Genomic DNA, 11,331 nt, shown 5'->3' with positions numbered 1-11,331 from the left:
TTAAAAGGGAGAGGTTTATTATGAAAAAATGGTTGATGCTTGCCGTCGTTTTGATGATGACTTGGTCGACGTTCTCGGTTGTTTTTGCGGATCATAATGGGAACCCTGGTAAACACAAAGGGCACGATAAAAAAGCAGAATCTTTCAAGCTTGGAGTAGAAGTTCTTTTAGATGAAGAAAAAGAACTGATTGAAGGTAAGAATGTGGGTCTGATTACAAACCCGACCGGTGTTGATCAAAACTTAAACAGCATCGTTGATCTGTTACACAACGATGAGGATGTTAACCTTACGGCGTTGTATGGCCCGGAACACGGGGTCAGGGGCAGCGCTCAGGCTGGAGAGTATGTAGAGTTTTATACAGATGAAGAAACAGGACTTCCTGTGTACAGTCTTTATGGCAAGACACGAAAACCGACTCCGAATATGTTAGAGGACATCGATGTGCTGCTGTTTGATATCCAGGATGTAGGTACGCGTTTTTACACGTACATCTACACGATGGCTTATGCGATGGAAGCGGCTCAGGAAAATGACATCCCATTTGTTGTCCTTGACCGTCCGAATCCATTGGGTGGCGAAAAAGTAGAAGGTCCGGTATTGAATGAAGACTACAAGTCCTTCGTCGGAAACTATCCGATCCCACTACGCCACGGGATGACAGTTGGGGAGCTTGCGAAGTTTTTCAATAACGAGTTTGAGATTGGTGCGGATTTGACGGTCGTGGAAATGCAAGGGTGGAAGCGGAGCATGGATTATGATGAGACAGGACTAGAATTCGTTGCTCCTTCTCCGAACATGCCGACCGTTGACACGGCTTTCGTATATCCGGGCGCAGCCTTGATTGAAGGTACAAATGTATCTGAAGGGCGCGGTACGACTCGACCGTTTGAATTGATTGGCGCTCCTTTCATTAATAGTACAGATCTGGCGGCAGAGATGAATGCTTATAACCTACCAGGAGTAAGGTTCAGAGCGGCATCCTTCACCCCATCCTTCTCGAAGCATGCAGGGAAATTGACCCATGGGGTTCAGATCCATGTCGTCGATCGTGAAGAGTTCAACGCTGTAGAAACCGGTGTCTATCTCGTGAAGACGATTCATGACATATATCCGGAAGACTTCGAGTTCCGTGCGGAAAACTCAGCAGGCGTCTCCTTCTTCGATCTATTAGTTGGTAATGGCTGGATCCGCGAAGCTATTGAAAACGGCGAGTCCGTAGAAGATATGAAAGACCGTTGGGAAGACGATCTTAAAGACTTCAACAAAGTAAGAAAACACTACCTCCTTTATAAATAACAACAAGAAGAATAAGGGGAAATTTGACACACCAGGTCATCCGAAATATGGATGACCTGGTGTGTATATTTTTTCCAGTAAGCGGCAGATGTTGAGTCAGAGGTCTTAAGTGGATGCGAATTTGTTACAAGAAGTTGGACTTTATGATAAAATTTGTAAATATTCATACATATTTGACAAATGGAAAGTGAGGTAATAAGCATGGGTGCACAATCAATGTTAAGTGGGGTATGGAACCGGCTTTGGACGATGCACTATGAAGCAAAGGATTTACTGAGCTTTATGGTGAAAGGAAGTGGCAGCGGAACATCAACGGCGTCTCAGACGAACCAGAAATCGGAAGGTCAGGACCCGGGGCCGTCCTTTGATACGCGTCAAAAAGTGGGGCTTTTCTTGGGACCAATTTTGTTTGCGCTTACACTTCTGTTTTTGGAAGCGGACGGGTTATCGCAAAGTGCTGTAGCAGTTTTAGCCAGTACCATCTGGATTGCCACGTGGTGGATCACAGAAGCGATTCCGATTCCTGCGACATCCCTTCTGCCTTTGATTCTTTTCCCTCTCACTGGAGGGCTGGACGGTGGTGCGACGGCTTCTTCCTATGGCGATAATACGATATTCCTGTTTATGGGTGGTTTCCTTATTGCGCTTGCGATGCAAAAGTGGAACCTGCACAAGCGGATGGCCTTGTTTATCATCGCATCCGTAGGGACAAGCACCGAGCAAATCGTGCTTGGGTTTATGGTTGCTACGGGGACCTTGTCGATGTGGATTTCCAATACAGCAACGGCCATGATGATGGTCCCGATCGGCATGGCGGTTATCTATCAAGCTTCTGAACAGTTGAAGAAAAAAGGGGAAGCGGTGGATCACGAGAATTTCAATTTCGGTAAAGCGGTCATGCTCGGGGTCGCCTATAGTGCTTCCATTGGTGGACTGGCAACTCTGATCGGAACACCACCGAACACGATTTTTAAAGCCGTTGTTGAGCAAACCTACGGAATCGAAGTCAGTTTCGCCGGCTGGATGGCGTTCGGTGTTCCACTGACGATTCTGTTCTTAGCACTCGCCTGGTTCTATTTGGTTAAAATTGCTTTCCCTATGAAAATTAAAGAACTACCTGGAGGCAGAAGAGTCATCGGGGAGGAGAGGCGTGCGCTCGGTGTCATGAGTGTAGAAGAAAAAATTGTCATGACCGTGTTCGCTTTGACAGCAGTGGCGTGGATATCAAGATCATTTTTACTCGTACACATCAATGAAAATATCAATGATACGATGATCGCGATGAGTGCAGCCATTCTCCTTTTTCTCATACCTTCAAAAAACAAAAGGGGAGATTATCTCCTTGATTGGGACACAGCAAAAGGGCTGCCATGGGGAATCCTGCTTCTCTTTGGTGCAGGTCTAGCTATTGCTGCTGGATTTCAAGAAACGGGCCTTGCTGAATGGATTGGTACGCAGCTGACGATTTTAGATGGCGTCAACCTGATCCTGATCGTTGTCATCGTTGCAGCGCTCGTCATCTTCTTAACAGAAATTACATCGAATACGGCTACAGCGACGATGATGTTTCCGATCATGGCCTCCTTAGCCAGCGCTATCTCGGTTCACCCGTACAGCTTAATGATTGCAGCGGGTGTAGCGGCCAGCTGTGCGTTTATGCTGCCTGTGGCAACCCCTCCAAACGCTGTTGTTTTCGGAAGTGGCTATTTAAGAATTCCGGATATGGCTAAGGCTGGACTTTGGCTGAATATTGTTGCCGTCGTTTTGATTACCATTGCGATCTACTTCTACTTGCCGTTCGTTTGGGGGATCGATTTAACGACATTCCCGAATCGTTTTAACTCATAACAAAGGATGATGGATATGGAAGCTGCACAACAGAACAGACAACCTTACACGCCTGAACAAAGTGAATTTTGGCGTGTCACCATCGCTTTGATGTTAGCTTCCTTATCCATATTCTCAACCTTATATGTTTTTCAACCACTGCTCCCTGTGTTTACTGACCAATTTCAAGTATCCGCTACGGAATCTAGTTTTCTCATGTCAGCTTGTGTGATTGCTATGGTCCTCGGTCTTTTTGTTCTCGGTTTTTCTGCCGACCGATATGGTCGTGCTGTTGTCATGAAAGTTTCCTTGTTTATAACAGCAGGGTCTCTCATCCTTTTGCCATTCATGCCAACATTCGGATGGATGGTTGTGGTGAGATTTATACAGGGCTTCTTTTTAGCGGGCATCCCCGCGGCGGCGATGGGGTATTTAGGAGCTGAGGTCGCTCATAAACACTTGGGTCTTGCCATGACCTTATACATATCCAGCAATGCCCTCGGGGGAATGGGAGGGAGAGTTGTAGGTGGATATGTGACGGATATGTTTAATTGGCAGTCGACTTTATATATTTTTGCTGCGTTTGGATTGCTCTCAGCTTCTCTATTTCTAGTCCTTTTTCCAAAAGAACGCTTTTTCGAAAAAACAAACCAGTCCATCGGTGATGATCTGAAAGGGATGCTGGTACATTTGAAGAGCCGGTCGATGCTCGTTTTGTTCCTCATGGGGGTATTGCTGCAAATTGTCTTTACGGCCATTTGGACTTACATCCCTTTTCATTTACAGGGAGATCCGTTCAATTGGTCATTGAAATGGATCGCCTTGACCTACTTTGCCTATGCATTTGGAGTCCTTGCGCCCCCGCTGGCAGGGCGTGTGTCTGATGTGATTGGATTGAAGAAAGTGATGTTCACTGGTGTGACGATCCTCATCGCTGGTGCGTCCCTGACCGCACTTCCATCTGGAACGTTTGTGCTCTTAGGACTATGCCTCATTTGTATGGGTTTCTTTGTCGCTCATTCCATGGCCGCTGCCCTTGTCAGTAAATCCGCGACCCATCATAAAAGCGGAGCCTCAGGGTTTTACTTGATCAGTTATTACATCGGGGTAGCCGTGGGCAGCACGGCTATCGGTACCCTATGGGAAAATTACCAATGGACAGGTGTGTTGAGTGTCACTTTGATGCTCATCCTCCTATTTATCTTCCTGCCACTCTATAAAAAATGAGTGATGTAGAGTTCATCCAAATACTGGATGACCTGGTACACCTTTTTATGGTAATGACCCATGTTATAATATGGATAAATGAATCATGCTTCTGATCATTAGAATGAACAGAGTCTGATAGATATAGATGTTTAAAGAAAGGGAGAGGATAGAATGGAAGAGACTCCTCTCGTTAAGGGAAATCAGGTTGACCATCAGACACGCTGTGCGCACTATCACAGTGATGTTGATGTGATCGCCATACGCTTTCACTGCTGCGGGGACTATTATGCGTGTTATTCCTGCCATCAGGAACAAGCAGACCATGAACCGAGTCAATGGCCAAAGCGCAAATGGGATGAGCGTGCGATCCTATGTGGAAGCTGCAACCATGAGTTAACCATTCATGAATATATGAAGTCGTCTCAATGCCCCGTTTGTCGGCATGGATTTAATGAAGGCTGCCGCCTGCATTATCCTTTATATTTTGAAATGTAACCGCCCATCTTCGTGGGCGGATTTTTTATGTGGGAAGGAGGGGGGAGGCATGGGAAAGTGCCCTAACACGAGGTGAAAGTGACTTAACTTAGATACAAAGTGCCCTAACGGCGTTGAAAGTGACTTAACTCGAGGTTAAAGTGACCTAACGCCAACCTAGGCTGGATATAGAAAGTAAAAATCTAAAAAAGCCGAGTCTATTTTAACTCGGCTTTTTTTAATCGTGATATTTACTCCCCTACAACAAACTCAAAATTCCCTTCAAACTTAACTTCTTTCCCTAGTAGAACACCGCCAGTTTCAAGAGCCGCATTATACGTTAATCCGTAAGCTTCACGATCGATTTTTCCACTCACATCAAAACCTGCAATCGTGCTGCCATCCATAGGGCTCTTGGATGTCCCGTTATATTCAACCGTGAAGGTCTCCTGAAGAGTCACTTCTTTAATGGTGAAGTCACCTGTTACTTCGAATTCATCATCCGAAACCTTTTTAATAGAAGTGCTGCGGAACACAAGGTTCGGGTATTGTTCAGCTTCAAAAAAGTCGCCGGAACGAAGGTGGCCGTCGCGCTGGCCGTTCCCTGTATTGATAGAAGATACCGGAATGGTAACGGTCACTTGGGCAGAAGGTAAATCATTCAAATCACCGGAAAACTCTACGTTGAATGTTTCGAATTCCCCCTTCGCTTTTGATACCATCATATGTTTAATTTGGAAATTCAAGCTGCTGTGGACTTGATCCAACGTTAAATTTGTCATCTTTCATTCTCCTTTGAAATAAAATATTTTGAATTCTAAATAAAACTATACCCCTCAATTATTTTGAAGTCAAGATATTTTATGTCGAGATATTTAAAATGTGCAAAAAAAAGCCCTGGACCTAGGGGTGTCCGGGCTGCCTGTAAATGTATTCATTTGTTCATTCGAAAATGGGCATTCAGTTGCCCGCGAAGCATCCGTTCCATTACCTTCCCTTTATTGGAAGACTGTAAATCTTTCCGGATCTCGTACGTTTGTACACCTTCCTCTCGTTTGTCAGCGATTTGCAAGAGGGTTTCAACATCAGAAAAAGAATACTTGCGCGTTCCTCTCTTGGTACGTTCTGGATAAATCAATTCCCGCTCTTCATAATATCGGATCTGTCTGAGGGAAAGGCCTGTAAGTTCGTTGACCGTACCAATCGAAATGACTTTTTTGTGCTTGTAAGACGACATCACTTCTCCTCCTCGATGTTGCACCTCCTTATGGTCGTTCAACCCTTGAAGCGAGTGCTTCGAGCTCCGTTAACGTTAACGATTGGAGCATTTCGTCAGAGGCTTGATACATCCCTGCATCAATCAGTTTTTGAATGTAATGTTCTTTCATACTTTCAACGGCGGTCCTCAGATGGTTCTTCATTAAGGTTCACTCCCGTATGTGTGAAATTTTTCCTTAGTTGGCACAGTAAATCGTCGGGGTGGAAAAAGAACGATGATCTCCTCCTTTTCTTATCTGATGAATATAGAATAGCGGAAAAAAATACGTATGTCACTCATTGTGTAAGAAAATCTAACATAAAACAATAAGTTTGTTAAGTTTTATGACATCAACACATTCGACTTTTTTCACCTCTACCTCTGGAAAGGAAATGGTATTATAATAAAGAAAAAATAATAGGATAAGGTGGGAACATGGATGGCTTTAATGACTTCAGATCTAACGATGACAGATGCGTTGAATAGCATAGGAGAGAACATCTTGCTTGCAGACCTCAATTATGATCTGGTGTGGATGAATGATGAGGCCAAAAATCTTTTCACAAAAATTGCTCCGATGTTCGGATATGAGCACGTGGACGATTTAATTGGGGGGAATATGGACAATTTCTATACCGATTCTTTGAAGAAACAGGATCGTATGGAAAGACTGAATAAGAAACATCAAGTGCGGATCAACATAAAGAATAGGTTTGTCGCCGATACAGTCATTACACCAATGAAAAATACAGAGGGGGAAACCAGTTACTATACCATCATGTTAATGGATGTAACAACGAAGGCTGAGGAAGAGGAGCGAAAGGATCACCTCATTGAATCCCTTTCCATTCCTATTCTGAAAGTATGGGACCATGCAGTAGCTGTTCCACTCATTGGTGATTTGGATGAAAAAAGAGTGGATCACCTGATTTCCTCGCTACTGAAGGAATGTACAGAAGGTGATATCCAATACGCTTTAATAGATTTGAGTGGAATTCATAAATTCAATGACCAGTTCAGCAGACATTTAAAGCAGTTGAATCAGTCCCTGCAGTTAGTCGGAACCGAATGTCTTGTGGTAGGGATTACACCTAAGCTTGCTCTTTCGTTCCAATACTTTGACAAAGGGTTGAAAACATTCAAAAATACGTACGCAGGATTGCGTTACATTATACAACATGATTCTTAAAGAGACTTGCCCCAGGCAGGTCTCTTTTGCATAAGAAGGGGAGGGATTTTGGTTAAGCTGCATGATTTTTAGTTTATCACCCGTCCATTTAGTGAATGATTTGGATAAAAGGACGGTGAAGGAACATGTGGATGAAGCACTCATTCTTTAAGTACATCACAGCAGCTATACTTATCCTTATCCTGTATTATTTTTTAGAAAAACTAGAGCTTTTGAATCCAGTAAAGACGATTTTCGGAACTTTATTTTATCCGATGTTAATCGCTGGGTTCCTTTTTTATATTTTGCGACCTGTTGTACACTTTATGGCAAGATCGAAATTCCTGCCCCTTCCTGTTGCGATCCTCTTTGTTTTTGCCGTAATCGGGACGCTTATTTATGGAAGTATCCGTTTTTTAGCAGGTACGATAAAAAAACAGATTACGGATATCTCGGAACTACCTGAAAAAATCAAACAGACGGCCGAAGAGGCAGGGCAGAAGCTTGAGCAAAATGATATGGGGATGGTTTCCGTTCCTTCCATTCAACAGCGTGTAACAGAATATTTCGGTGGATTGACTCAACAAATTGGTGAGCATATGATGAGTGTTTTTTCGACCATCGCGGGTGCGACCACGGTGTTAATAATCGTTCCTTTCGTTTTGTTTTTCTTTTTGAAAGATGGCGATAAGCTGATTCCTTTTTTAAAAAGAGCCTTACCTGAAAAACATAAACCTCGGGGAGAAAAGGTGCTCAAAGACTTAGATTATACGGTCTCATCCTATATTATCGGACAAGCGACCATTGCTGCTGTGGATGGCGTTTTGACATACATCGGTTACGTCATCATAGGTCTCGATTATGCACTGATTCTAGGGATATTCGTCATGTTAACTTGTATCATTCCGTTTGTCGGTCCTGTCATTGGTGCCATACCGGCGATTGTGGTTGCACTCATGCAGGAACCTTCCATGGCTATTTATGTAATCATCACGTTTATTGTTGTCCAACAATTAGAGGGGAATTTAGTTGCCCCCTTGATCTTTGGAGAACGTTTGGATATCCATCCGTTAACGGTTATTTTGTTACTTGTGGTAGCCGCACCGTTGTATGGAGTGGTCGGGATGATTATCGCAGTCCCTACTTATTCCATAATAAAAGTGTTGCTGAAGCATGGGTATGATTTTTATCGGCTCTATCATCCTTGAATAGAAAAAAGTCCAGGAAATTGTTCCTGGACTTTTTTAACTTTATGTTATCAATTTTTGAAGTGGACGTTGCTTATAATAAACCCGCTTTTAGGAAGGGCGGGCATCTTCTTCAAACTGTAGCTGTAGTTTTGTTTTGGAACATCATAGCCTAAATGCTTGGTCATGTAGCGGAAACTGGCCTGCAATACTTCAATGGTCGGCCATTCTCCCGGGCAGCGGTGTCCTTTATAATATCCGCCTCCGCCTTGAGGAACCAAGTCGAACAATCCGCCATCCCAGTTGATGAATCTCTCAGGATTGAATTGGTCCGGGTTCTCCCAAATTTTAGGGTCATGGTTGATTCCGTAAATGTCGATCAAGACCAGTTGATCTTTTTTAAACGGGTATTGCTGCCATGTGAAATCATGGTCGACCCTCGCTCCGAGAAAAGGAACAAAAGGGAAGTACCGCCGGACTTCCTGTGCGAACCTGAATAGATATTCATCATCCAGGGCGACGCGCGTTTGAGTTTCTGGATGTTCATGAAGGGCAACAGCGCCGAATGCGATGAATTTAGAAACAGCTACTAGTGGACGAATCACATTCAATACTTCAATAGCTGCCATACGTGCATCTAAAGGTTGGCCTTCCAAATCTTTATGCATAGCCATTTCATAGATGGCTTTTCCTTTTTCTGCTTCAAGGTTCCCATGTCGAACCTGTAAAATTAATTCTTCCATCCACTCTTCCGAACGTTTGCGTGCTCTTCGGCTTTCGATGTGCTTCGGGCCGACCGCGCTGAATCCATCGATCATATTACTCAAATCCCTGGTTCTTTTCTTTACTTCCTTTTCCGCTAATGGGATGCCGGCCCATTCACAAGCTGTCCGGCACAGCAGCTCCCGGGACTCGTCATAAAGCGTCACCTTTTTCATGCTGTTCCACTTTTTGGTGAACTGTGCCCAGTTCTTCGTGGTGATTTCATACAGTTCCTGGAGGGCATCGGGAGTCATGAGTGACATGAACAATAACTTGCGATGCGTGTGTGCATCCCCGTCCATTGTCTGAATGGCATCTTCACCGAACAACGTTTTCAATACTCGTTTAGGTAAAGCATCCCTCCGGTTCATACGACTGGTATCATAAAAAAGTTTTGCCCCTTCAATTCCGCCGAGAAGAGCTACCTTTTCTCCTAGAACCCTCGTTTCATATACATCCAAGTGGTGATTTTGAACCCGTTTTGGTATGAAGTTATATCCGTCTTTAAAAATGGCAAGTGTGTTGTCGATTGTCTTGTCTTTTGGCACTTTAACCGTCATTATGTAACGCCTCCTATACTAGCAATCTTATAATCTTCTTTATTCCTTTTTCTTCATCTCAATAAACCGTCTTAAAAAAGTTCATAAAACCTATTGAATTTTCATGCATGAAAATGTATAGTTACTAACTATCGTGAATTGTTTATTTATACTTAATCATGCATAAAAATGACAGAGGAGGACGAATCATGGCTATTCAACATTCAAAAGTAAGCAGTATTCAAACATCTACATCCTATACAATGAAACAATGGATGAAATTTCTTCTACCATCTTTGGTCGGGGTCTTATTATTCCTCGTCCCTATCTCTGTTGATGGACGGGTGACCATCGGACTTGGTTTGATGGCAGATGGGCTCCAAGCGGCTATCGGTCCCTGGATTCCTTTGTTTATGACTATTGTAATTTCGCTCTCCGCTATAGGGAGTGTGGGAGTTAAAGTCGTAAACAACAAGATAAGGAATCATCCATTCATAGCAAATGTTTTTGATGTAGGACCGTTTTGGATGGTTTTGCGTTTCCTTGGAGCAGCTTTTGCTATTCTGACACTCTTTGGGGCAGGACCCTCTTATATCGGTTCTGAACTGACAGGGGGCGTTGTCCTCTATGACTTGATTCCTGTTCTAATGGTTTGGTTTCTATTTGCAAGTTTATTTATGCCACTGTTGTTAGAGTTCGGTTTGATGGACTTAATTGGAACGGTCGTAAGAAAAGTGATGCATCCACTGTTCAAGCTTCCTGGTCGTTCATCCGTAGATGCGATGGCTTCGTGGATGGGGAGTGGGACGGTAGGTGTGCTGTTGACCACCCAACAGTATGAAAATGGTTACTATTCCAAACGTGAAGCGGCGGTTGTTGCAAGTAATTTTTCCATCGCATCCATTGCATTCAGTCTCGTGATTGCGAAGTTTTTATCGATTGACCATATGTTCGTATCTTTCTATTTCACGGTCGTTGTCTGCGGGGTTGTAGCAGCTGTCATTTGTCCGAGAATCCCACCACTTTCGTTAAAAAAAGAAACGTATCACGAACCTGTCGGGAAACAGATTGATGAAATTGTGCCTGAAGGGACATCCACTTTCAAATTCGGTCTTGACCAGGCGGTAGCCAAAGCCGATCAGGTGAAAAGCGCTGGATCAATAGTAAGAAAAGGAATCTATAATGTAGCGGATATTTGGTTCGGTCTGATCCCTCTTGTAATGGCTCTTGGAACGATCGCTCTTGTCATTGCTGAATTCACCCCGGTGTTTACATGGCTCTCCTACCCGTTCATTCCATTTTTGAACCTGCTGCAAATTCCTGAGGCTGCAGAAGCCGCACCGGCGATGATCGTTGGATTTGCGGATATGTTCCTGCCAGCGGTGGTTGGAAGCGGGATTGAATCAGAATTGACGCGTTTCATTATCGGAGTCATGTCATTAACACAGCTGATCTACATGTCCGAGATTGGCATCCTATTGATTAAATCCAAGATTCCAATCAATTTCTTTGAGCTTTTTGTAATTTTCCTGCAGCGTACAGTTATTACTCTACCGATTGCTGCTCTGCTTGCTCATCTATTATTCTTTTAACCTTATCTACAGGAATG

11 protein-coding genes are annotated in these 11,331 nt (G+C 43.7%); 7 read left to right on the top strand and 4 right to left on the bottom strand.

From position 1 onward, the window contains the following. Positions 1 to 20: 20 nt before the first annotated feature. The 4 genes from K2225_RS16685 to K2225_RS16670 all read left to right on the top strand — a co-directional run bounded on the left by K2225_RS16685 (position 21) and on the right by K2225_RS16670 (position 4,829). Positions 21 to 1,298, top strand: a complete 1,278-nt coding sequence (locus tag K2225_RS16685) for an exo-beta-N-acetylmuramidase NamZ family protein (RefSeq protein WP_220585780.1) — start codon at positions 21 to 23, stop codon at positions 1,296 to 1,298. Between the two features lie 216 nt (positions 1,299 to 1,514). After that, positions 1,515 to 3,146 (top strand): SLC13 family permease, encoded by a 1,632-nt coding sequence (locus K2225_RS16680; protein WP_220586009.1) that lies wholly within the window; start codon positions 1,515 to 1,517, stop codon positions 3,144 to 3,146. A 15-nt stretch (positions 3,147 to 3,161) separates the two neighbouring features. After that, complete coding sequence (locus tag K2225_RS16675) at positions 3,162 to 4,352, top strand: MFS transporter (protein WP_220585779.1); 1,191 nt, start codon at positions 3,162 to 3,164, stop codon at positions 4,350 to 4,352. 153 nt (positions 4,353 to 4,505) lie between these two features. Then, the gene (locus K2225_RS16670) at positions 4,506 to 4,829 is read left to right on the top strand and encodes a CHY zinc finger protein (RefSeq protein ID WP_220585778.1); all 324 of its coding nucleotides are present in this window, start codon (positions 4,506 to 4,508) and stop codon (positions 4,827 to 4,829) included. A gap of 230 nt (positions 4,830 to 5,059) precedes the next feature. Here K2225_RS16670 and K2225_RS16665 read toward each other — a convergent pair whose 3' ends face one another. The 3 genes from K2225_RS16665 to K2225_RS16655 all read right to left on the bottom strand — a co-directional run bounded on the left by K2225_RS16665 (position 5,060) and on the right by K2225_RS16655 (position 6,229). Continuing rightward, complete coding sequence (locus tag K2225_RS16665) at positions 5,060 to 5,590, bottom strand: YceI family protein (RefSeq protein ID WP_220585777.1); 531 nt, start codon at positions 5,588 to 5,590, stop codon at positions 5,060 to 5,062. 152 nt (positions 5,591 to 5,742) lie between these two features. Next, positions 5,743 to 6,045, bottom strand: a complete 303-nt coding sequence (locus K2225_RS16660) for a MerR family transcriptional regulator (protein WP_146815517.1) — start codon at positions 6,043 to 6,045, stop codon at positions 5,743 to 5,745. A 28-nt stretch (positions 6,046 to 6,073) separates the two neighbouring features. Beyond that, on the bottom strand, positions 6,074 to 6,229 hold the full coding sequence (locus K2225_RS16655) for a Fur-regulated basic protein FbpA (RefSeq protein WP_089653454.1): 156 nt from the start codon (positions 6,227 to 6,229) through the stop codon (positions 6,074 to 6,076). A 276-nt stretch (positions 6,230 to 6,505) separates the two neighbouring features. Between K2225_RS16655 and K2225_RS16650 the strand changes: the two genes are divergently transcribed. Together K2225_RS16650 and K2225_RS16645 are read left to right on the top strand one after the other, a co-directional pair. Continuing rightward, positions 6,506 to 7,255 carry an STAS domain-containing protein gene (locus K2225_RS16650; RefSeq protein ID WP_220585776.1) on the top strand — a complete coding sequence of 250 codons (750 nt, stop codon included), beginning with the start codon at positions 6,506 to 6,508 and terminating at the stop codon, positions 7,253 to 7,255. A 125-nt stretch (positions 7,256 to 7,380) separates the two neighbouring features. Beyond that, complete coding sequence (locus tag K2225_RS16645) at positions 7,381 to 8,442, top strand: AI-2E family transporter (RefSeq protein ID WP_220585775.1); 1,062 nt, start codon at positions 7,381 to 7,383, stop codon at positions 8,440 to 8,442. A gap of 50 nt (positions 8,443 to 8,492) precedes the next feature. Here K2225_RS16645 and cypC read toward each other — a convergent pair whose 3' ends face one another. Further along, positions 8,493 to 9,743, bottom strand: a complete 1,251-nt coding sequence (cypC, locus tag K2225_RS16640) for a CYP152 family fatty-acid peroxygenase CypC (RefSeq protein WP_220585774.1) — start codon at positions 9,741 to 9,743, stop codon at positions 8,493 to 8,495. A gap of 188 nt (positions 9,744 to 9,931) precedes the next feature. On the opposite strand from cypC, the gene K2225_RS16635 reads away from it, so the two are divergent. After that, complete coding sequence (locus K2225_RS16635) at positions 9,932 to 11,314, top strand: YjiH family protein (RefSeq protein WP_220585773.1); 1,383 nt, start codon at positions 9,932 to 9,934, stop codon at positions 11,312 to 11,314. Positions 11,315 to 11,331 lie beyond the last annotated feature (17 nt).

This window comes from Halobacillus sp. Nhm2S1, assembly GCF_019599545.1.
Lineage (GTDB): Bacteria > Bacillota > Bacilli > Bacillales > Halobacillaceae > Halobacillus.
This window is presented reverse-complemented; position numbering and strand designations above follow the sequence as displayed.

Bases quoted from the DNA above. Each gene is read 5' to 3' on its own strand.
- K2225_RS16685 (WP_220585780.1), top strand. From the start codon at position 21: ATGAAAAAATGGTTGATGCTTGCCGTCGTTTTGATGATGACTTGGTCG.
- K2225_RS16680 (WP_220586009.1), top strand. From the start codon at position 1,515: ATGTTAAGTGGGGTATGGAACCGGCTTTGGACGATGCACTATGAAGCA.
- K2225_RS16675 (WP_220585779.1), top strand. From the start codon at position 3,162: ATGGAAGCTGCACAACAGAACAGACAACCTTACACGCCTGAACAAAGT.
- K2225_RS16670 (WP_220585778.1), top strand. From the start codon at position 4,506: ATGGAAGAGACTCCTCTCGTTAAGGGAAATCAGGTTGACCATCAGACA.
- K2225_RS16665 (WP_220585777.1), bottom strand. From the start codon at position 5,590: ATGACAAATTTAACGTTGGATCAAGTCCACAGCAGCTTGAATTTCCAA.
- K2225_RS16660 (WP_146815517.1), bottom strand. From the start codon at position 6,045: ATGTCGTCTTACAAGCACAAAAAAGTCATTTCGATTGGTACGGTCAAC.
- K2225_RS16655 (WP_089653454.1), bottom strand. From the start codon at position 6,229: ATGAAGAACCATCTGAGGACCGCCGTTGAAAGTATGAAAGAACATTAC.
- K2225_RS16650 (WP_220585776.1), top strand. From the start codon at position 6,506: ATGGCTTTAATGACTTCAGATCTAACGATGACAGATGCGTTGAATAGC.
- K2225_RS16645 (WP_220585775.1), top strand. From the start codon at position 7,381: ATGTGGATGAAGCACTCATTCTTTAAGTACATCACAGCAGCTATACTT.
- cypC (WP_220585774.1), bottom strand. From the start codon at position 9,743: ATGACGGTTAAAGTGCCAAAAGACAAGACAATCGACAACACACTTGCC.
- K2225_RS16635 (WP_220585773.1), top strand. From the start codon at position 9,932: ATGGCTATTCAACATTCAAAAGTAAGCAGTATTCAAACATCTACATCC.